The 21,004-nt window shown below is 65.6% G+C and carries 19 protein-coding genes and 1 riboswitch; of the genes, 8 read left to right on the top strand and 11 right to left on the bottom strand.

The genetic code is table 11. From position 1 onward, the window contains the following. Nucleotides 1-93: 93 nt before the first annotated feature. On the bottom strand, nt 94-2,733 hold the full coding sequence (clpB, locus tag ABIC03_RS22610) for an ATP-dependent chaperone ClpB (RefSeq protein ID WP_354061180.1): 2,640 nt from the start codon (nt 2,731-2,733) through the stop codon (nt 94-96). Nucleotides 2,734-2,993: 260 nt separating this feature from the next. On the opposite strand from clpB, the gene ABIC03_RS22605 reads away from it, so the two are divergent. Beyond that, nucleotides 2,994-3,782: an MOSC domain-containing protein gene (locus ABIC03_RS22605; protein WP_354061178.1), complete on the top strand. Its 789-nt coding sequence runs from the start codon at nt 2,994-2,996 to the stop codon at nt 3,780-3,782. 123 nt (nt 3,783-3,905) lie between these two features. On the opposite strand, the gene ABIC03_RS22600 is transcribed toward ABIC03_RS22605, so the two are convergent. Further along, nucleotides 3,906-4,808 (bottom strand): TIGR02594 family protein, encoded by a 903-nt coding sequence (locus tag ABIC03_RS22600; protein WP_354061176.1) that lies wholly within the window; start codon nt 4,806-4,808, stop codon nt 3,906-3,908. 200 nt (nt 4,809-5,008) lie between these two features. Between ABIC03_RS22600 and ABIC03_RS22595 the strand changes: the two genes are divergently transcribed. Beyond that, nucleotides 5,009-5,872 (top strand): alpha/beta fold hydrolase, encoded by an 864-nt coding sequence (locus ABIC03_RS22595; RefSeq protein WP_354061174.1) that lies wholly within the window; start codon nt 5,009-5,011, stop codon nt 5,870-5,872. A gap of 24 nt (nt 5,873-5,896) precedes the next feature. On the opposite strand, the gene metW is transcribed toward ABIC03_RS22595, so the two are convergent. Continuing rightward, nucleotides 5,897-6,559 (bottom strand): methionine biosynthesis protein MetW, encoded by a 663-nt coding sequence (metW, locus tag ABIC03_RS22590; RefSeq protein ID WP_007615288.1) that lies wholly within the window; start codon nt 6,557-6,559, stop codon nt 5,897-5,899. 13 nt (nt 6,560-6,572) lie between these two features. Then, the gene (gene metX, locus ABIC03_RS22585) at nt 6,573-7,775 is read right to left on the bottom strand and encodes a homoserine O-acetyltransferase MetX (RefSeq protein ID WP_354061172.1); all 1,203 of its coding nucleotides are present in this window, start codon (nt 7,773-7,775) and stop codon (nt 6,573-6,575) included. 90 nt (nt 7,776-7,865) lie between these two features. Then, nucleotides 7,866-7,945: riboswitch (SAM riboswitch) on the bottom strand. Between the two features lie 204 nt (nt 7,946-8,149). Between metX and ABIC03_RS22580 the strand changes: the two genes are divergently transcribed. The 3 genes from ABIC03_RS22580 to ABIC03_RS22570 are packed head-to-tail and all read left to right on the top strand — an operon-like array spanning nt 8,150 to nt 11,057. Further along, complete coding sequence (locus tag ABIC03_RS22580; protein WP_354061170.1) at nt 8,150-8,998, top strand: chorismate mutase; 849 nt, start codon at nt 8,150-8,152, stop codon at nt 8,996-8,998. A 32-nt stretch (nt 8,999-9,030) separates the two neighbouring features. Next, a complete protein-coding gene (gene hisC / locus ABIC03_RS22575; protein ID WP_354061168.1) occupies nt 9,031-10,125 on the top strand; it encodes a histidinol-phosphate transaminase in 1,095 nt (364 codons plus the stop codon). Next, nucleotides 10,122-11,057 (top strand): prephenate/arogenate dehydrogenase family protein, encoded by a 936-nt coding sequence (locus ABIC03_RS22570; protein ID WP_275170942.1) that lies wholly within the window; start codon nt 10,122-10,124, stop codon nt 11,055-11,057. Before hisC ends, ABIC03_RS22570 begins: the two co-directional genes overlap by 4 nt. A gap of 108 nt (nt 11,058-11,165) precedes the next feature. On the opposite strand, the gene ABIC03_RS22565 is transcribed toward ABIC03_RS22570, so the two are convergent. Further along, complete coding sequence (locus ABIC03_RS22565; RefSeq protein WP_354061165.1) at nt 11,166-12,350, bottom strand: DUF2125 domain-containing protein; 1,185 nt, start codon at nt 12,348-12,350, stop codon at nt 11,166-11,168. 110 nt (nt 12,351-12,460) lie between these two features. Between ABIC03_RS22565 and ABIC03_RS22560 the strand changes: the two genes are divergently transcribed. Further along, nucleotides 12,461-13,072, top strand: coding sequence for a gamma-glutamylcyclotransferase (locus ABIC03_RS22560; RefSeq protein WP_275170940.1), 612 nt, complete (start codon nt 12,461-12,463; stop codon nt 13,070-13,072). Here the strand turns inward: ABIC03_RS22560 and ABIC03_RS22555 are convergent. The 4 genes from ABIC03_RS22555 to ftsE all read right to left on the bottom strand — a co-directional run bounded on the left by ABIC03_RS22555 (nt 13,069) and on the right by ftsE (nt 16,263). After that, nucleotides 13,069-13,842 carry a lysophospholipid acyltransferase family protein gene (locus ABIC03_RS22555; RefSeq protein WP_275170939.1) on the bottom strand — a complete coding sequence of 258 codons (774 nt, stop codon included), beginning with the start codon at nt 13,840-13,842 and terminating at the stop codon, nt 13,069-13,071. The genes ABIC03_RS22560 and ABIC03_RS22555 overlap by 4 nt on opposite strands. Nucleotides 13,843-13,864: 22 nt before the next feature. Next, nucleotides 13,865-14,569, bottom strand: coding sequence for a YdcF family protein (locus tag ABIC03_RS22550; RefSeq protein WP_275170938.1), 705 nt, complete (start codon nt 14,567-14,569; stop codon nt 13,865-13,867). Between the two features lie 73 nt (nt 14,570-14,642). Continuing rightward, nucleotides 14,643-15,611 (bottom strand): cell division protein FtsX, encoded by a 969-nt coding sequence (locus tag ABIC03_RS22545; protein WP_354061162.1) that lies wholly within the window; start codon nt 15,609-15,611, stop codon nt 14,643-14,645. Further along, nucleotides 15,604-16,263: a cell division ATP-binding protein FtsE gene (gene ftsE / locus ABIC03_RS22540; protein WP_354061160.1), complete on the bottom strand. Its 660-nt coding sequence runs from the start codon at nt 16,261-16,263 to the stop codon at nt 15,604-15,606. The genes ABIC03_RS22545 and ftsE overlap by 8 nt, the downstream gene beginning before the upstream one ends. A gap of 191 nt (nt 16,264-16,454) precedes the next feature. Between ftsE and ABIC03_RS22535 the strand changes: the two genes are divergently transcribed. Further along, nucleotides 16,455-17,336: an MJ0042-type zinc finger domain-containing protein gene (locus tag ABIC03_RS22535; protein WP_354061158.1), complete on the top strand. Its 882-nt coding sequence runs from the start codon at nt 16,455-16,457 to the stop codon at nt 17,334-17,336. Nucleotides 17,337-17,395: 59 nt separating this feature from the next. Then, nucleotides 17,396-17,770: a response regulator gene (locus ABIC03_RS22530; RefSeq protein WP_354061156.1), complete on the top strand. Its 375-nt coding sequence runs from the start codon at nt 17,396-17,398 to the stop codon at nt 17,768-17,770. Nucleotides 17,771-17,901: 131 nt separating this feature from the next. Here ABIC03_RS22530 and ABIC03_RS22525 read toward each other — a convergent pair whose 3' ends face one another. Together ABIC03_RS22525 and ABIC03_RS22520 are read right to left on the bottom strand one after the other, a co-directional pair. Continuing rightward, on the bottom strand, nt 17,902-19,062 hold the full coding sequence (locus ABIC03_RS22525) for a DUF4175 family protein (RefSeq protein WP_354061154.1): 1,161 nt from the start codon (nt 19,060-19,062) through the stop codon (nt 17,902-17,904). After that, nucleotides 19,050-20,984 (bottom strand): TIGR02302 family protein, encoded by a 1,935-nt coding sequence (locus ABIC03_RS22520; RefSeq protein WP_354061153.1) that lies wholly within the window; start codon nt 20,982-20,984, stop codon nt 19,050-19,052. Before ABIC03_RS22520 ends, ABIC03_RS22525 begins: the two co-directional genes overlap by 13 nt. Between the last annotated feature and the right edge of the window lie 20 nt (nt 20,985-21,004).

The raw sequence follows: 21,004 nt of genomic DNA, 5'->3' as shown, positions 1-21,004 counted from the left end.
CAGTAAGTTCGCCAACAACCCGCAAGACAAACCGCCCCGGAGAGGTCGACATCTCCGGGGCGGCTTGTGGCTTCAGGCTTCGAATGCCGGCGATCAGTTCAGCTTGCGCTTCGACACCGGCGCCTCGAACTGGGCGATCTCCGCGGTCTGCGGCGCCTTGCCGTTGAAGGTCAGCACGTTGCCTTCCGACGAGATCGCAACGCTGTCGCCGTCCTTGACGTCGCCGGCCAGGATCATCTCGGCGAGCGGATCCTGGACGTGGCGCTGGATCACGCGCTTCAGCGGCCGTGCGCCGTAGGCGGGATCCCAGCCCTTGGCGGCGAGCCAGTCGCGGCCCGCAGCGTCGAGCGTCAGCACGATCTTGCGATCGGTCAAAAGCTTTTGCAGCCGCGCGAACTGGATTTCGACGATCCGGCCCATCTCGCTCCTCTGCAAGCGATGGAACAGGATGATCTCGTCGACGCGGTTGAGGAATTCGGGGCGGAAATGCCCCCGCACCATTCCCATCACCTGCTCGCGCACGGCCGAAGTGTCCTCGCCCTCCGGCTGGTTCACCAGAAACTCCGAACCGAGGTTCGAGGTCATGATGATCAGCGTGTTGCGGAAGTCGACGGTGCGACCCTGGCCGTCGGTAAGGCGGCCGTCGTCGAGCACCTGCAACAGGACATTGAAGACGTCGGGATGCGCCTTCTCGATCTCGTCGAACAGCACCACCTGGTAGGGCCGGCGCCGCACCGCTTCGGTCAGTGCACCGCCCTCGTCATAGCCGACATAGCCCGGAGGCGCGCCGATCAGCCGCGAGACCGAGTGCTTCTCCATGTACTCGGACATGTCGAGGCGAACCATCGCGGTCTCGTCGTTGAACAGATATTCGGCGAGCGCTTTCGTCAGCTCGGTCTTGCCGACGCCGGTCGGCCCCAGGAACATGAACGAGCCGGTCGGCCGGTTCGGATCCTGCAGCCCCGCGCGGGAACGGCGCACGGCGGTCGCGACCGCACGCACGGCCTCGGCCTGGCCGACGACGCGCTTGCCGAGCGAGTCCTCCATTCTCAGGAGCTTGTCCTTCTCGCCTTCCAGCATCTTATCGACGGGCACGCCGGTCCAGCGCGAGACCACCTGCGCGATATGGTTGGCGGTGACCGCCTCCTCCATCATCTCGCCGGAGTTTTCCTTGGCCTCGATGTCTGCAAGCTGCTTTTCGAGCTCGGGGATCCGGCCATAGGCCAGCTCACCGGCCTTCTGGAATTCACCGCGGCGCTGCGCGTTGGCAAGTTCGACCCGCAAGCCGTCGAGCTCGGCCTTCAGCTTCTGGGCGTCGGACAGCTTGTTCTTCTCCGCGCTCCAGCGTGCGGTGAGCGCCGCGGACTTCTCCTCGAGGTCGGCCAGTTCCTTCTCCAAGGTCTGCAGGCGGCTCTTCGAACCGGCATCGCTCTCTTTCTTCAATGCTTCCTGTTCGATCTTCAGCCGGATGATTTCCCGATCCATCGAATCCAGCTCTTCCGGCTTGGAATCGACCTGCATCTTGAGCCGCGCGGCCGCCTCGTCCATGAGGTCGATCGCCTTGTCCGGCAGGAAGCGGTCGGTGATGTAGCGGTTGGACAGCGTCGTGGCGGCGACCAGCGCGGAATCGGTGATCCGCACGCCATGGTGCTGCTCGTATTTGTCCTTCAGCCCGCGCAGAATGGAGATCGTATCCTCGACCGAAGGCTCGCTGACGAAGATCGGCTGGAAACGCCGCGCCAGCGCCGCGTCCTTCTCGACGTGCTTCTGGTACTCGTCGAGCGTGGTCGCGCCGATGCAGTGCAGCTCGCCGCGGGCGAGCGCAGGCTTGAGCAGGTTGGACGCGTCCATCGCGCCATCGCCCTTGCCGGCGCCGATCAGCGTGTGCATCTCGTCGATGAACAGGACGAAATTGCCCTCGCTTCCGGTCACCTCCTGGAGCACGGCCTTCAACCGCTCCTCGAACTCGCCGCGATATTTTGCACCTGCAATCAGCGAGCCGAGGTCGAGCGACAACAGCCTCTTGTCCTTCAGGCTCTCCGGCACGTCGCCGTTGACGATGCGCAGCGCCAGGCCCTCGGCGATGGCAGTCTTGCCGACACCGGGCTCGCCGATCAGGACGGGATTGTTCTTGGTCCGGCGCGACAGCACCTGGATCGTGCGGCGGATCTCCTCGTCGCGGCCGATGACCGGATCGAGCTTGCCGTCGCGCGCCGCCTGGGTGAGGTCGCGGGCATATTTCTTCAGCGCGTCATAGGCGTTCTCGGCGGTTGCGGAGTCCGCGGTCCGGCCCTTGCGCAGCGCTTCGATCGCCGCGTTGAGGTTCTGCGGGGTGACGCCGCCCTTGGCCAGGATCGCGCCCGCCTCGCTGTTTTTCTCCAAGGCAAGACCGAGCAGCAGCCGCTCGACGGTGACAAAGCTGTCGCCGGCCTTCTCGCCGGCCTTCTCAGCCGCGTCGAAAGTGCGGGCAAGTTCGGGCGCCAGATAGATCTGGCCGGCGCCGCCGCCTGAGACCTTCGGCACCTTGCTCAGGGCGTCCTCGGTCGCCTTCAGGATTGCGCGGGAATTGCCGCCGGCGCGGTCGATCAGGCCGGCAGCGAGGCCTTCATTGTCGTCCAGCAGCACTTTCAGAACGTGCAGGGTCGAAAACTGCTGGTGCCCTTCGCGCACCGCAAGCGACTGCGCGGACTGGACGAAGCCTCTGGAGCGTTCGGTATATTTGTCGATGTTCATATCGTGGTTTCCCTCGGCCTGCCCCTGGAGCCCTCTAAGGCACTCCAAACGACATCTTCATTGGGTTTCCGATTACCGCATTGACGTTTCTCAACCGGTAACGGTCGTTATCAGCCGGCGCTGGCGCTGGCGCCGGCCTGACCCAGATGTGGGAAGCGAGGCTTCGGACCGGAAGAGGCGAGTTCACAATTTCGTGCGCGGACCCGCCGCTTGGCGCCGGTGGGCCGAATCCCCTAAGTAGCGGCATGACACCTAGCGCAATGACAGCCAGCCAGACCGCCGAGATCACCGGCCTCTACCGCTACCCGATCAAGGGCCTGACGCCGGAGCCCCTGCCCCGCGTCTTCCTGCGAGCCGGCCAGACCCTGCCCGCCGACCGCCGCTACGCCATCGAGAACGGCCCCAGCGGCTTCGATCCGGAAGAGCCGCAGTGGAAGCCGAAGACCCAGTTCCTGATGCTGGCGCGGAATGAGCGGCTGGCTTCGCTCGACAGCCGGTTCGAGGACGCGACCAACCGCCTGATCATCCGCAAGGACGGCCAGATCGTCGCCAGTGGGGATCTCGAGACCGCGGCCGGGCGCGCCGCCATCGAGGACTATTTCAGGGACAACTTTCAGCCGGAGCTGAAGGGCCCGCCCAAGGTCCTGTCCGGCCGTGACCACAGCTTTTCCGACGTCGCCCGCAAGGTCGTGTCCATCATCAATCTCGACAGCGTCCGCGCGCTCGAGACCATGCTTGGCGGCGCCGTCGTCCACCCGCTGCGCTTCCGCGCCAATCTCTACGTGAAGGGCTGGCCGGCCTGGTCCGAACTCGACCTCGTCGGCCAGACGCTGGCGATCGGGCAGGCCCGGCTGCAAGTGGTCAAGCGCATCAAGCGCTGCCCGGCCACCAATGTCGACCCTGATACCGCGAGGCGCGATCTCGAAATCCCGGCTACGCTCTCGAGCAATCTCGGCCACATGGACTGCGGCATCTATGCCGAGGTGATCGCCGACGGCGACATCGGCGTGGGCGACGCGGTTGCGTTGGAACAGCCGAAGCTGGTGTGACGCGGCGCCGGCTCCACGTACTCCGTCATTGCGAGCGCAGCGAAGCAATCCAGATATCTATCTGCTGAGACGGTCTGGATTGCCTCGTCGCTTCGTTCCTCGCAATGACGGGGAGAAGAAACCTCAATTCGGCATCACATAGGCATAGATCCGGCCGCGCGAGACCGGTGCTTCGCGGACGCGGTTGCCGTTATTGCCTGAGATCATGATCGGATTCCCTTGCGCGTCGACACCGGTGATGATGCCAACATGACCGCCCCGGCCGCCGCGCGACATGACCGCGATGGCGCCGACCTGCGGACCGGAGACGCGCGTGCCGTAATGCGCGAACGAATTCGCCATATCGGAGCCGGTGCCACGGTGACCGGTTTTCTCAAGCACCATGTTCATGAACCGCGCGCACCACAGGCTGCCGCGGCCGGTCGGATTGCCGCCGACATAGCGGCGCGCCTCGGACACGAGGCCCGACCCGCCGCCAAAGCCGCCGCTGCTCGTCGCGCTATTGGCCATGCCGCCGACATTCGCGTCAGTGGCCAGGCCACCGCCACGCCTCGTGGCGATTCGACGGCTGGCGCGCGTGGTCATCCCGCCGCTGGTAATCATTCCAGCGTTGCCGCTCATGGCCATTGCACCGCTGCCGCTCATGGCCATCCCACCGCTGCCGCTCGTGGCCATTCCACCGCTGCCGCTCGTGGCCATTCCACCGCTGCCGCTCGTGGCCATTCCACCGCTGCCGCTCATGGCGATGCCGCCGCTATTGGCGTTCGGGTCATAGCTGGCGAAGGTGTTGCCGAAGCCGCTCGCCTGCAATTGCGCCGCGCCGCGCTCGAAGCGCGAGCTGCGTGCGTGATATCGGGAATAATGATGATGTCTGCTGGCGTGATGCGCGTAAGCGTAAGCGTACCGCTCTGTGCTATGACGATGAGGTCGTGCTGACGCCGGAAAGGCGAGTGCGGCGATCGCCGCGAAGAAAACAGCCAGCGCGACGACACAGCGCGACAGGCGAGACGCAAACAACTCGAACATTCTTCATCCTTCGTTGACACCCCCACTTCCCAATCGGCCCGTGCGGTGGCCGACATCCGCGGGCTGTATCAGTATCCCGATGTGGCGAGAACAAGACGCGGTCGCGAAGATTTTGGACGATGATTAACAAGTGTTAGCATCATATGCGCTGACCGCAGGACGGCATTCCAATGCCGCAGCCACCTCAGGGAGAAAACCGGATGCCTCACGCCCTCACGAAAGACAATTGTCGTCTCTACTTCGAAGAAGCAGGCGCGGGCACGCCGATTATTTTTCTGCACGAATTCGCGGCCGACTACACCAATTGGGAGCCGCAGATGCGCTACTTTTCGCGCGGCCATCGCTGCATCACCTATTCCGCGCGCGGCTACACGCCATCGGACGTGCCTGATGGCGAGGTCTACGGCTATACGCATTTCTATACCGATGCGCTCGCGGTGCTCGACCATCTGAAGATCGATCGCGCGCACTTCGTCGGCCTCTCGATGGGCGCCTATTCGTCGCTCCAGATCGGGCTCAACGCGCCCCAACGCGCGCTGTCGATGACGCTCGCCGGCGTCGGCTCAGGCTCGGAGATCGAGAACCTCGACGCCTGGCGCAAGCAGTGCCGCGCCAACGCGGAGCAATTCGAGATGCTCGGCTCAGCCGAAGTCGCAAAAGTCACGCGCGAGGCGCCGAGCCGGATTCCCTTCCTGGTGAAGGACCCGCGTGGCCACGCCGATTTCTACGCCGCCCTGGCGCGGCACGACGCCAAGGGATCGGCGCGGACGATGCGCGGGTTTCAGGCCGGCCGTCCCTCGATCTTTACGATGACGGACGCGATCAGAGGCGCCACGACGCCGGCACTCATCATCTGCGGCGACGAGGACGATCCGTGCGTGGGCGCAAGCCTGTTCCTGAAGAAGCATCTGCCTGCGGCGGGGCTCGCCATGTTTCCGAAGTCCGGCCACGTGCTCAATCTCGAAGAGCCCGCCCTGTTCAACGAAACGGTGGAACGGTTCGTCACGCTGGTGGAAGCGGGAAGATGGCCGGTACGCGATCCGAGATCGCTGGCGGCGCATTAGCGCTACGCTCGAAATGACGAAAAACTACTTCCTGCCGCCCCGCGTCAGCAGAAACACGCCCTGCTCGCCGAACAGATTCCACACCCACCAGGGCATCCGCAGCCGCAGCGGGCGGCCGTAGAGGTCGAGCGCCTCGGCACGTTCCATCTTGACGTCGATCGCGTCGCAGAGTTCGACGAAGTCCTTGATGGTACAGAAATGGATGTTGGCGGTGTCATACCAGCTTGCCGGCAGATTCTCCGTGCGCGGCATGTGGCCGCCGATCAGGAGCTGGAGCCGCATCTTCCAGAAGCCGAAATTCGGGAACGACACGATGGCGCGGCGGCCGATGCGCAGCAAATTCTCCAGCACCACTTTCGGCTGCCGCGTCGCCTGCAAGGTTTGCGACAGGATCACGTAGTCGAAGGCGTCATCCGGATAATTCACGAGGTCGGTGTCGGCATCGCCCTGCACCACCGCAAGACCCTTGGCGACGCAGCGGTTGACGCCCTCGCGCGACAGCTCGATGCCGCGGCCGTCGACGCCGCGGGTTTCCAGCAGTTGGAGCAGGTCGCCCTCGCCGCAGCCGACGTCGAGCACCTTCGAGCCCGGCTTGACCATCTCGGCCACCAGCACATGGTCGGCGCGAAAATCACCGGGCTGCCCGGTCGCAACGCCGCCCAGCGGCAACGCTTCCTGTACAGACATGGCTAGCCGTCCTTTAGGCATTCTTGGCAGTGAGCCCGCGCGCCTTGCCTGCCGACTGCAGGAAGGCACGGGCGATGTCGAAGAACTCGGGCACGTCGAGCAGGAACGCGTCGTGACCGCGATCGGTCTCGATCTCGGCAAACGACACCCGCGCACTCGACGCATTCAGCGCGTGCACCAGCGCGCGCGATTCCGAAGTCGGGAACAGCCAGTCACTGGTGAAGGAAACCACGCAGAAGCGGGTCTGGATTCCCGCGAACGCCTTCGCCAGCACGCCGCCATGGTCACCGGCGATGTCGAAATAGTCCATCGCGCGGGTCAGATAGAGATAGGAGTTGGCGTCGAAGCGCTCGACGAAAGACGAGCCCTGGTAGCGCAGATAGGACTCGACCTGGAAGTCGGCGTCGAACGAGAAGGTCGGCAGCTCGCGGTCCTGCATGCGCCGGCCGAATTTCCGATGCAGCGCGGCGTCCGAGAGATAGGTAATGTGCGCCGCCATCCGGGCGACAGCGAGCCCGCGATGCGGATGAATACCGTGGTCGGCATAGCCGCCATGGTACCAGTCGGGATCGGCCATCACGGCCTGGCGGCCAAGCTCGTGGAACGCGATGTTCTGTGCCGAGTGTCGTGTCGAGCAGGCAATCGCCAGCGCGGAGAACACGCGGCTCGGATACGCCGCAGTCCATTGCAGCACTTGCATGCCGCCCATCGAGCCGCCGACGACCGCGAACAGCGTGTCGATGCCGAGCCGGTCGATCAGCATCGCCTGCGCGCGCACCATGTCGGGGATGGTGATGACGGGGAAATCGAGACCCCAAACCTTGCCGGTCGCGGGATTGATCGATGCCGGACCGGTCGAGCCCATGCAGCCGCCGATCACGTTGGAGCAGATGATAAAATACTCGCGGGGATCGAGCGGTCGACCAGGGCCGACCAGGGTCTCCCACCAGCCGGGCTTGCCGGTGACAGGGTGCACATTGGCGACGTGCTGGTCGCCGGTCAGCGCATGGCAGATCAGGATCGCGTTGGAGCGATCGGCATTCAGCTCGCCGTAAGTCTGGTAAGCGATCTGGAACGGGCTGAGATCGACACCGCAATCCAGCCGCAGCGGCTGCTCCGTGCCGAACTGCGCGACCTGCGAGCTCGGATGATCCACCTCGTGCGACCGCTCGTCGGAGGTGATCGCGGGACTCGGAATTGACTGGACGCCAACCATCTGACCATCGACCTCGTTTGCGATCGTATTGGTGACCGCATTGACATCAGGCCATGAAAAACCCGGCCTGAACGATAGGTTCGGCCGGGATCGAAAGGGTCCCCGGCCTGTTTAGCGAGTTTTTTAACGTGGCTGCAAGCCGGCCGGCTCAAATGACCACGGAACGGCTAAAAACTACCGTCTTGGACGGTTTTCGTCAAGTCGCGGCCCGGATCGACCAAGTTCACCTGTCGAGACGCGGGCGGAACGGCCCCGAATTTGCCTTTGCATTTCTCTTTGCTTTCGCAGCCCCGACTGCCTAATCAGGCATTCATCGCAGCGGTGACGGCTCGCCTGATCCGTATTGGAACGCCTCTCAACAGCACCTCACAGACATGTCCCAACGTCCGCCCGCGCCACCATCGCTCCAGGAATTGCGCAAGGAGATCGACGCGATCGACGAGGGCATGCATCGCCTGCTGATGCAGCGCGGCGACATCATCGACCGCCTGATCCACGTGAAGCAGACCCAGGAGGTCGGCTCGGCGTTTCGGCCTGCGCGTGAGGCCGCCATGATGCGCGACCTCGTGCAGCGTCATCGCGGCATCCTGCCGCTCGACACCGTCGAGAGCATCTGGCGCGTCATCATCGCGACCTTCACCTATGTCCAGGCGCCGTTCTCGGTCCATGCCGACATCTCTGCGAGCGAGCCGGCGATGCGCGATTCCGTGCGCTTCCATTTCGGATTCACCGTGCCTTACGTCGCGCATTTCAGCGCGCAAGCGGCGGTCGAGGCCGTCGCGAAATCCAAGGGCGACCTCGCGCTGGTCTCGGCGACCTCCAGCCGCACACCATGGTGGCTGGAGCTCGAGGCAGAAGGTGCGCCAAAGATCATCGCGCGGCTGCCGTTCGTCGAGCGCGCCGACCATCCGGCGGCGTTGCCCGTGTTCGCGGTCTCGCGCGTCGCCGACAGCGCGCTTGTGACGGAGGTCGAGACCTTCAGCGTGCGCGTGTCGGGGTGGAACGCCGAGGTCGCGCGCGCCCTGTCGCCGCTCGCCGAGATCGTGGCCGTGCCCGATACCGCCTTCGACGGCGCCGCGCTGCTGGTCTCGGTCACCGCGACGAGCAGCCTCGACAAAATCAAGGCTGCCCTGATCGAGGCGGGGGCCTCGGTGCGCTCCACGGCCCTCGTCGGCAGCCACGCAACGCGCTATACGGTGCCCCCGACCGGGTCGAAATCGTAAGTCGCGAACCGCCTGCCATTCCGGAGTTGAAGATGTCCCGCCCTGTGCCGAATCCCGGCATTCTCGATATTGCGCCCTACACGCCCGGCAAGACTCCGGTGGCAGAGCCCGGCCGCAAGGTGTTCAAGCTCTCGGCCAACGAGACGCCGTTCGGGCCCTCGCCGAAGGCGATCGAGGCGTTCAAGCACGTTGCGGATCATCTGGAAGACTATCCGGAAGGAACCTCGCGCGTGCTGCGCGAAGCGATCGGGCGCACCTTCGGGCTCGATCCCAACCGCATCATCTGCGGCGCCGGCTCGGACGAGATCCTCAATCTGCTCGCCCACACCTATCTCAGCCACGGCGACGAGGCGATCTCGACCACGCACGGCTTCCTGGTCTACCCGATCGCAACCATGGCGGTCGGCGCGAAGAATGTCGTCGCGGCCGAGAAGAACCTCACCTGCGATGTCGACGCCATCCTCAAGGCGGTGACGCCGAAGACAAAGCTGGTCTGGCTCGCCAATCCCAACAATCCGACCGGCACCTATGTGCCGTTCGATGAGGTCAAGCGCCTGCGCGCCGGCCTGCCCTCGCACGTGCTGCTGGTGCTGGACGCAGCCTATTGCGACTACGTCTCGCGTAACGATTACGAGATGGGGATCGAGCTGGTGGCGACGACCGAGAACACGGTCGTGACCCACACCTTCTCCAAGATCCATGGTCTCGCGGCGCTGCGCATCGGCTGGATGTTCGGCCCCGAGCACATCATCGACGCGGTCAACCGCATCCGCGGTCCCTTCAACGTGTCGACGCCGGCGATGTACGCTGCCGTTGCCGCGATCGAGGATACCGCGCACCAGGCCATGTCGAAACAGTTCACCGAAACCTGGCGCAACTGGCTCGCCGAGGAGATCGGCAAGCTCGGGCTGAAGGTGACGCCGAGCGTCGCCAATTTCGTGCTGATCCACTTCCCGACCGAGGGCAAGACCTCGGACGCAGCCGACGCCTTCCTCACCAGGCGCGGGCTGGTGCTGCGCGGCTTGAAGAACTACGGCCTGCCGCATTCGCTGCGCATGACCATCGGCACCGAGGAGGCCAACCGCCTCGTCGTCGAGGGCCTGCGCGACTTCATGGCCGGACGATGAGCGCGACCGCGCACTTCCAGCGCGTCGCGCTGATCGGCTTCGGCCTGATCGGCGGCTCGATCGCGCGCGCTGCGAAGCTCCAGGGCCTGGCTGGCGAGATCGTCACCACCGCGCGCTCGGAGAAGACGCGCGCACGCGTGATGGAGCTCGGCATCGTCGATCAGGTCGTGGCGACCAATGCGGAAGCCGTGAAGGACGCCGATCTCGTCATTCTCTGCATTCCCGTCGGCGCCTGCGGGCCGGTGGCGCAGGAGATCGCCGCGCACCTCAAGCCCGGTGCGATCATCTCCGACGTAGGCTCGGTCAAGGGCGCCATCGTCAGGGATATGGCGCCGCATCTGCCGAACGGCATCCATTTCGTGCCGGCGCATCCCGTCGCGGGCACCGAGCATTCGGGCCCCGATTCAGGCTTCGCCGAGCTCTTCATCAACCGCTGGTGCATCCTCACCCCGCCGGAGGGCGTCGATGCGGCTGCTACCGACCGCCTGCGCGCGTTCTGGGCTGCGATGGGCGCCAAGGTCGAGATCATGACGCCGGATCATCATGATCTCGTGCTCGCGATCACCAGCCATCTGCCGCATCTGATCGCCTACACCATCGTCGGCACCGCCGACGAGCTGGCGCAGGTGACGGAGTCCGAGGTCATCAAGTTCTCCGCCGGCGGCTTTCGCGACTTCACGCGCATCGCGGCGTCCGATCCGACGATGTGGCGCGACGTCTTCCTCGCCAACAAGGAAGCCGTGCTGGAGATGCTCGGCACCTTCACCGAGGACCTCGCCAAGCTCACCCGCGCCATCCGCCGCGGCGACGGCGAGGCGCTGTTCGACCACTTCACCCGAACCCGCGCCATCCGCCGCGGCATCGTCGAAATCGGCCAAGATTCCGCCGCGCCCGACTTCGGCCGGCCGCATGCGGCGCTGAAGAAGCCGTAGCCACCCCTCTCACCTCCGTCATTGCGAGGAGCGCAGCGACGAAGCAATCCAGACTGTCTCCGAAGAGAAAGTCTGGATTGCTTCGCTTCGCTCGCAATGACGGAGCAATCAATACAGCGGCGGGATCTGGCCGACCTTGACCGGGCCGAGCAGCACATTGCCGTCGACGAACTTCAGCGGGAAGCTGCGGGCTTTCTTGCCTTCCAGCGTGCTCTCGGTGCCGATCGAATTGATGCCGGCGGCAACGCCGGCATTGGCGTTCTGCTTGATGACCTTGCCGAGGCCGGGAACGGCGCGGTCGAGCGCGCCGAACAGATTGTTGAGGTCCTGCGACTTCACGCCGGGCGCGACACGATCGAGGGTTGCCTGCGGCACCCCCTCCTCCAGCATCTTCTCGATGCCGAGCGCGGGGATCACGCGCTCGAGGCCCGTCACCGTCATCTGCAACTCGCCGTCGAGACGGCCATTGGCCGAGAGGCCGAGCGTGCCGGCCGCAACCGCGATCATCTCGCCCTGCTGGATGCGGGACTGCACGATCTCGATATGGCCGCCGGCGGCCTGGATCTCGCGGAAGCGCTGCGGCCACGGCTTTGGCGTGAGGTCGGACAGTCCGGTGATCTTCGCCCGCGTGTCGGCCTCGAACGGCTCGGCGAGCAGAGGATGAACGCCCTGGATGCTGCCCTGCGCGATCTGGAGCACGGTCTCGATCACGGGATGATCGGACGGCGATCCATCCGCAAGGCGTCCATGCAGCTCGATTTGTTTTGCACGCGCGAGCGGCACCTGCACGCCGCCGTCAACACGATTGACGGTGGGCTCCTCGAACACGATGGAGGCGCGCTCCGGCACGGCGGGCAAGCCGACCACGCTGCTGCGACCCTTGCTCCAGTTCACGACGAAGGTGTTTTGCGTGACGCCGTCAGTGAGCGTCGCGGGTGCGGTGAATTCGGCGATGACGCGCTTGGGATCGTAGACCTGGGCGAGGACCAGGATGTTGTCGAGCTTCGCCGTGAACGGCGTCTTGCTGGCGTTCTGCGACACCAGGGCGACGCTGGCGCCGGAACACTGGACCTCGAAGCGGAAGGGGAAGCCCGCGACCGAGCGCTTGGCGCAATCATAAATACGGCCGGATTTGGCCTCCTTCGCGCGCCAGGCATCGGCGGCGATTTCGGCCTGCGACGCCGCATAGAACCAGAACCCGCTCCACGCCACCGCGAGGATCAGGAGGATGACAGGGGCGATGAAAAGGCCCCAACGGGAGCGCCGGCCTGCGGCAACGGTCATATCGGACATGCGGCGACCCTTTGACCCCTGATTTTGTCAAATGTAAGCGAGCTTGGCATGCTCCGAAAGGCGGAGAATTCGCTTCGTTTGGGGGCGCGGTTCTGGTAGCCGTGCCCGAAATGTCGGAAATCACCCTCCCCTCCGTCACCACTGCCAAGGGCGACCTCTGGGTGTTCGGCTACGGCTCGCTGATGTGGCGGCCGGGCTTCGAATTCGAGGAGCGCGTCCCGGCGCGGCTGGTCGGCGAGCATCGCGCGCTCTGTGTCTATTCCTTCGTGCACCGTGGCACGCCGGAGAAGCCGGGTCTGGTGCTCGGCCTCGACCGCGGCGGCGCCTGCCGCGGCATCGCCTTCCGCGTCGCCGAAAAGAACCGCGCCGACGTCGTCGGCTATTTGCGCGCGCGCGAGCAGGTGACGTCGGTCTATCGCGAAGTCATGCGCTCGGTGTGGCTGGAGAACGACGCACGGCAGCGCGTCTCCGCGCTCGCCTATGTCGTCGACCGCGGCCATGTGCAATATGCGGGCCGGCTGTCGCTCGCCGACCAGCATCGCCACGTGCTCCAGGGCCACGGCCAGTCCGGCGCCAACCGCGACTACGTGACCGCGACGGTGAAGGCCATCGAGGCCGAAGGTTTTCGCGATGCGCCGCTGCATCAGCTCGCCACGATGCTGCATGGTGATGCGCATTCTCAGCACGCGCCGGCTCCAGTGGACGGTCGGGAAAACCGCTAGCTCTCGGACGGCGCATAGCTCGGCGCCGAGCCGATCAGCTGCTCCTGCTCCCTGCGGCCCGCTTCGACAAGGCGGCCGGTCGCGTCTTCGATCGCCGTTTGCACACGGGAGAGAAACTCGTCCTTGGGCAAGCCTGGCGGCAGCGGATCGAGGAATTCCACCACCAGCGTGCCGGGATAGCGCATGAAGGTGCGGCGCGGCCAGAACAGGCCGGAATTGAGCGCGATCGGCAGGCACTGCGCACCGCAGGACGAGTAGATCTGCGCGAAGCCGCTCTTGTAGTCCGGTGGCGCGCCCGGGGCACGGCGCGTGCCTTCGGGAAAGATCACGAGCTGCCCGCCGCTGCGCACCGCCTCACGGGCCCGCCGCGTCATGTCCAGCAGCGCCTTGACGCCGGCGTTGCGGTCGATCGCGATCATCCCGGTCTTGACCAGGAACTGACCGAACACCGGGATCTGCATGAGCTGACGCTTGAGGATGAAAATCGGACGGTCGAAAAAACCCGGCAGGACGAACGTCTCCCAGAACGACTGGTGCTTCGCCACGACGACCAATGGTCCCGTCGGAATCTTTTCGAGGCCGCGGAATTCCACCTTGATGTTGCAGACCGCCCGCATCAGAAACAGCGTCGCCTTCGCCCACCATTGCGCGACCGTGAGCATGGCGCGCGGCGGCAATGCGAAGGTCGGCAGCGCCACGATCGCGAGGCACACCAGCACGGTGTAGAACAGCACGTTGAACACGAGCGATCGCAGGAAAATCAAGAACATCGAGGATCCGATCAATTGCCGATCAGTTGGCCTGTGCGGTGGCGGGCCGCTTCGGTTGAAGCCCGGGAGGCTGCTCCGACATCTCGGGCGAAAGGTCAATCCCGAAATCCTCCAGCCGCACCCTGAGCTCGGCCGCGATGTACTTGACATACTCCGACAGCAACAGCCGCAAGGTGGACGCGGAGGTCCACCACGGCTCCTCGCGCCATTTGTCGCCGACCACCACGAACGGGATCAGTGTCGTCTCCGGCATCGCATGCGAGAATTCCACCAGCGCGCGCGGCATGTGATAGTTCGAGGTGACGACGATCAGCGATTTGAAGCCGCGCCCCGCGGCCCAGCGCCGCGCTTCCGCGGCATTGCCGCGGGTCGAGACCGCGGTGCGGTCGAGATCGACGCAGCAACGCATGAAGGACTGGTTCTCCGGCAACGTCCGGGAGATGTCGCTCGCCGTCGAGGTCGGGTGCACGCCGGAGATCAGGAGCCTCCTGCCGTAGCCGGCAGCGAGCAGCTCCATCGCATCCGACACCCGCGATGAGCCGCCGGTCAGCACCACGATGCCGTCCGCCCTGCGGTCCGGCGCGATCTCGGCGCCGCGCAATTGCGACAGAAACGCAATGAAGCCCGCCGCGGCGCCGACGAAAGCGAGCGCAATCGTCGAGATCACGGCCGCGCGCAGCCAGCCGCGCGGCAGTTTCGGCGATCGATCGTCGGTCGGCGCGGTCATGCGATGTCGGTGATCCCTTCCCAGAGGCGATTTTAGGACGTTTTGAGGCGAAGTGGAGTCCGGTCTGTCGGCCTCAATCGACATCATTCAGCGTCGCGAACAGCGTCTGGCGCGAGGCGACTGCGGTGATGGCGCCGATCAGCACGGCCTGCACCGCAAGCACGATGTAGCCGGACGGCCGCAGCGAGAAGGTGCCGAGCAGCGCGGCGAACTGGTCGCCGACGGGGGTGCCGGAAAACCAGCCTGCAATCGACTCGGAGAAGCCGAACACCAGCATGGCGGCGCCGCCGCCGATCACGCCGCCCTCCAGCCCCAGCCTGAGGAAATGACGCAGGAAGCGGTTGGCAATGTAGCGGTCGCCGGCGCCGACGAAATGCAGCACCTCGACGATCGGACGGTTCGCCGCCATGGCACCCCGGGTCGCGAACGACACCGAGATGATGGTGGCGACGATGACGAGCGCGAGGATGCCGAGGCCGGCGAGCACGGTGGCGTTGGTCATCGAGCGCATGCGCTCGATCCATGCGCGGTGATCGTCGACGCTGGCGCTTGGCGCCACCTGGGTCACGCGGGCGCGCAAGGCGACGAGATCGAGCGCCGTGCCGGGCTGCACGCGCGCGATGATCATGCGCGGCACCGGCAGATCGTCCATCGACAGGCCGGTGCCGAGCCAGGGCTCGAGCAGCTTGCCGCTCTCGTCCTTGGTGAACGGCTTGACCTCGACGATGCCGGCTTGCGCGCGCATGGCCTCGGTTACCGCCGCGGTGTCGCGTTCGAGATCGCGTCCCGTCTGCGGGCGGACCTGGATGGTGATTTCGCTCGCGACGTCCGACTGCCATTCGGCGGCGGAGGCGCTCACCAGCAGCACCGTGCCGGTCGTCATCGAAGCCAGGAAGGTCATGATGGCAACGACGGCGACCAGCGCGCGGCCGTGGATCGAGGCGCGCGGCACGATCGGCGACATGTTGCGCGCCCGGGCCGGAAGCGGCGGCCCCTCCTGTCCGAGATCGACCAGCACGCCGCGTTCGTCGGGCCTACTCATAGACGTGCAGCCGTCCCTGGTGCAGCACGAAGCGTCGCGCCTCGTACTGGTCCATCAGGGCGATATCGTGGGTGGCGATGATGACGGCCGTGCCTGACTTGTTGAGCTCGATGAACAGCCGCAGCAGGCGGCGACCGAGCGTCGGATCGACGCTGCCGGTCGGCTCGTCGGCCAGCAGCAGCTGCGGCCGCGAGATCACGGCGCGGGCGATCGCCGCGCGCTGCTTTTCGCCGCCGGACAGGATCGGCGGCAGCGCGTCCATGCGCTCGCCGAGCCCGACCCATTTCAGGAGGTCGATGACCTCCTTGCGGTAGCTCGATTCGCTGCGGCCCATGACGCGGAACGGCAGCGCGACGTTCTCATAGGTGGTCATGTGGTCGAGCAGACGGAAATCCTGGAGCACGATGCCGATGCGCTTGCGCAAGTTTGCGATCTCGTCCTTGCCGAGCTGCGAGATGTCGTGACCGAACAAATTGACGAGGCCCCGCGTCGGGCGATGCGACAGGAACAACAGGCGCAGCAACGAGGTCTTGCCGGCGCCGGACGGGCCGGTGAGAAACTGGAAGGAATGCGCCGGGATCTGGAAGTTGAGGTCGCGCAGGACCTCGGGCCCCAGGCCGTAACGCAATCCGACATTTTCGAACCGAACCAAGCTCAGCTCCGTTCGAGAGAGGCCGCGGCCCGCACGGCTGTGCTCCGCCATAGGCGATCAGCGGGTTTTGCGGCCGTTATGGTTTCCGGTTCGTTAACGGTCGTCCTGTAGCATGATTGGTAGCATCTTTCCCGCTCGGTTCTCCGCGACCGTGTCACCGTCAAGACTTGTCCATGCATCAAGGCTCGTCCATGCATATCGTCTGCCCTCATTGTACGACATCCTACGCCATCAAGCCCGCGAGCCTTGGGGCGAACGGCCGGACCGTGCGCTGTTCCCGATGCAAGGAAACCTGGGTCGCCCATGCCGAGGATGCCATCGAGGAGGCATCCGTCCCGGCCATGGCCGCCGCCAGCCAGGCCGACGACCAGTCCGATCTCGCCGAGCAGTGGAACTCCTATGCCCAGGACGAGGGCGCCGCTGAGGCGCCTGTCGTTGACAGCCCCTCTATCGCCAGCGACTGGCCGGACCAGGAAGCCGGGGACACCGAGGACGAATGGTCGGCGGCCGCCCGGTCCGCCGAGGAGGAAGTCGTCGGCGAACAGCACCAGTCCTGGTTCCGCGGCCTGTTCGGCCGCCGCCGCGGCGCGCGGGTGCGCCGTCCGGTTCCCACGGCTGCCCCGCGAAAATCCCTTTTTGGCCTGCCAACCGCCTGCGCCGCCCTGGGCGCGCTGGTGCTGGCGCTGGTGATCTGGCGCGGCGACATGGTGCGGCTGCTGCCGCAGACGGCCGCCTTCTACAGGATGGTCGGCCTTGAAGTTAACCTGCGCGCACTGGCCTTCAAGGACGTCAAGCTCTCCAGCGAGACCGTGGACGGTAAGCAGGTACTGGTGATCGAGGGCGTGATCGTAGGCCAGGGCAAAAAGCCGCTCGACATTCCCCGGTTGCGCTTCGCGGTGCGCGACGCACAAGGCGCGGAAATCTACGCCTGGAACGCCGTTCTGGAACAGACCGTGCTACAGCCCGGCGAGCGCGCCTTCTTCCGCTCGCGCCTGGCTTCGCCGCCGCCGGAGGGCCGCAATATCGACGTTCGCTTCTTCAACCGGCGCGACGTCGCCGGCGGCAGCGTATAATCGACTTCGCAGGTCTCGCAGGCAAAGTTCGTGGCGAGATTGATCCCAAGGTTGGTCTCATGTCCAAAATCCTGATCGCCGACGACGAGGATTCGATGCGCCAGCTGGTGGCGCGGGCCATCGCCATGGACGGCCACGAGATCGTCACCGCGCAAGACGGCACCGAGGCGCTGGAGATCCTGACTCGCGCGAACGGCGGGTTCGACCTGCTGCTCACCGACATCCAGATGCCGGTGATGGATGGCATCGCGCTGGCGCTTTCGGTCGCACGCGATTTCCCCGATTTGACCATTCTGCTGATGACCGGCTTTGCCGACCAGCGCGAGCGCGCCTCAAACCTCAATGCGCTGGTGCATGACGTCGTGACCAAGCCGTTTTCGGTCGCCGACATCCGCACGGCGGTGGCAGATGCGCTGGCGGCGAAGAAGGCATAGCGCGGGCGCCACGTATTCCGCTGTCATGCCCCGGCTTGACCGGGGCATCCAGTACGCCGCGGCCTCTCGATTGAATCACAACCGTCTCGGAGTACTGGATCGCCCGGTCAAGCCGGGCGATGACAGAGAACTCAAAAATCCTTCAGCAGCCGCTCGATGTAGTCGAGCTCGATCTGCGGGCGCGAGCTATCCCCTAAGCGGCGGCGCAGCTCCTCGAGGATGCGGCGGACGCGCTGCGCGTCGATCTCGCCGGGGATCTTCACCGTGTAGTCGTCGCTCAGATCGCGCCCGTGAAGGGGCCGGCCGAGCGGATCAGTCTGATTACCCCCGCTCTGCTGGCGGCCGGCACGGTTGCCCGGACCATCGCCCTGCCCGTCGCCATCGCCCTGCTGCATCGCCTCGGCCATCTTCTGCGCGCCCTTGCGCAAGGCCTCGAGAGCTTTCCCTTGCGAGTCCACGGCACCGTCCGAATTGCCCTCGCCGAGCTGCGAGCCGGCATCGCCCATGGCCCCGTCGGCGGCGTCCAGACTGCCGTCGTCATCGCCCTGGTCGCCGTCCTGATCGCCATCCTGGCCTGGCTGTCCCTGCTCGCCCTGCTGACCCTTCTGCCCTTTCTGGCCCTGGCTCTTCTGGCCCTTTTGCCCCTTCTGCGCGAGGCCGCGCTTGGCGAGTTCGTCCTGCAGCTTCTTCAGACGATCGCGCAGCGACTGCTGATCCTGCTGCAGGTCCGACATCGACTGGTCGCCCTGCTGCTTGCCGCGCGAGCGCTCACGCCGGGAATCCTGCCCCTGCTTGAAAGTCTTGTCGCGCAATTGCTGCTGCTTGCGGATCATGTCGCTGAGTTCGTTGAGCGCCTGCTCCATGTCGCTGTCGCCGGATTGCCCGGGCTGCGCCATCTGGAGATTTTCCATGATCTGCGCGAGCTGCTCGAGCATGCGCTGGGCCGCTTCTTTATTGCCTTCGCGCGCCGCCTTCTCGATTTGCTTCAGCAATTCGTCCAGGTCGCGCTGCGTGATGACGGAACGATCGCGATTGGAGGATTGGCTCTTTTCCGTCGCACGCTTGTAGTCCTCGAGCTTCTGAATCGCATCGGATTGATTGTTCAGGCTCTTGCCGGATTCCTTCTGCCTGAGGCTGTCGCCGGAATCCTGCATCGCCTTTTCAGCGCCATCGAGCAGGGCATCGACATCCAGATCCTGCTGGGCAGCCACGGGCGAGACGCCTCCCAACAGGAAGGCGAGGCAGGCGATCGAGATCGCCTTCAAGAGTGGCACGCGTGCTAGCTTCCGCATTTACGGTCCCGCGTCGACTGGTTGGCCCCGTCGTTGCCCGCCTTCGCCCGGTTGTTCGCCGACTTGCGATAGGCCTGAAGCTGCTCGCGCAATGCGTCCTGCTGCTTAGCCAGCTCTTCGAGCTGCTCGGGCGTGGCGTTCTGGGTCTTTTGTTTCAGCTCGACGGACTTGTCGAGGATGAGCTGAACCTCTGCCGGGAATGGCTGCCGCGGTCCAAGCGGATTTTGCTCGGCGCGCCGGGCGAGATCGCGCACCTTGCCGGCCATCGCCTCGCGAAGCTTTTGCGTCAGCGCCTTGATCTCGTCCTCGCTGGCACCGCGTTCCAGCGCCCGCTTGAGCGCGTCCTGGGCCGAGCGCAGCGCGGCGTTGACGCTGCCGGCGACACCGTCGTCCTCGATGGTGACCGCGAACGCCCACATGCTTCCCACCACCTCGCGCAGCGCGTCGTCGGTGCGGGCGGCTTCCAGCTGCTGCGCCAGACTGCGCAGGCCGAGATAGCAGCCCGCATCCGGAGTGAACAATTCGGGCGCGATCATCAGCGCATCGAGCGCGGCGTAGACATCCGAATTCTTGTTGGCGTCGAGCGCGAGGATGCGGCGCTGCTCGACCAGCGCGCGCGAGAGCGAGTTGGTGAACAGCCGCTCGGGCAGGCGCATGTTGAAGGGCTCGCTCCTGGCCTCGTTGCCGGCCTCGTCCTTGGCGGTCAGGGTCAGCGTGACGTCGGCACCGGCATAGGGATCCTCGCTGAGGTCCTTCACCGTCTGGCCGACGCCGTTGCGGGTGCGCGCATTCGGCAGCACGAGCGGGAATTGCGGAGGCTGGAATAGCGGCCGCGCGGCGGCCTTGGTGTCGGCCTCCTTGCTGCCATCTTTGGCATCGGCGGGGCGCAGGCCGATTTGCGCGTCGGCGCCGGTGACGCCGTAATCGTCCTCGATCTTGTAAGTGAGCTGGAGTCCGCCACGGGCCTGCCGCTCGGGATCCTTGGCCAGCGCGATCGTCGGCGCGCGGTCCGGCGTTGCCGCAAACGCCCATTGCGGCTGGCCGGAGGGCGCGCGGACATGCGCGGTGCCGTCGCCGCTGATGGCAAAATGCTTCTCGTTGGTGCCCTTGGGCGCGGCTTCGGTAGGCGCGACTTCCTTGAGGCCGCCGGAGACGACAACATCAAGGCTGCCGCCGGAGGAGCGAACGATCAGGGTCGAGCCTGCGGGAACGGCAAGCGGGCCGCTGGCCGGCAGCGCGGCGGCCTCCTTGTTCGCAGCCGACAGGATGACCGGCGGCTTGCCGGTGTAGAGCGGCGGCGTAACCCAGGCATCGACGCGAACATTCGTCGGCGCGAGCATGCCGTTCCAGTGGAAGGCGGCCCCGAGCCGCATCGCGCGCTCGTCGCCGGCCGCGAAGAAGGTCGCAACCAGCATCACCATGACCAGCGCGCGCAGCGCCCAGGGATCATGCAGAGCGAGCCGGGGCTTCGGCAGACCGGCGCGGATGCGCTTGATCGAAGTCAGGGTGCGCTCGCGCTGCGCCCGCCACAAGGCCTGCGCAACCGGGTCCTGCGAGCTCAGCGTGTCCGTTAGCGTGGTGGCCGGCCGATGACGGATGCCGGAGCCGCGGTCGAGCCGCGCCAGCGCCTCCTCGCGGCTCGGCCAGCGAAAGCGAGTCAACGGGAACAGGACGACAATTGCGATGCCGGCGAAAACGACGAGCCCGATGGCGCGGGCAATGAACGGCAGCGCCAGCCAGAGGCCGGCCCAGGAGACCGCCAGGAACAGGCCGACGACAGTGAGAAGCCGCGCCAAATTCGGCCAGGCACGCTCCCACGCGATGGCATAAGTGGCCCGCTGCAGGGCTTGCGCCAGCTTCAGCCGCGACAGAGCGTCGCCATCGCGGATCGGGTCTGACGGGTCGGGGGTGACGCCGTTCAATCAACTCTCCAGGTTGCCCG

It is taken from the genome of Bradyrhizobium sp. RT6a, from assembly GCF_040547675.1.
GTDB lineage: Bacteria > Pseudomonadota > Alphaproteobacteria > Rhizobiales > Xanthobacteraceae > Bradyrhizobium.
The sequence above is the reverse complement of the archived record's forward strand: the minus strand, read 5'-3'. Positions and strand labels throughout refer to the sequence as shown.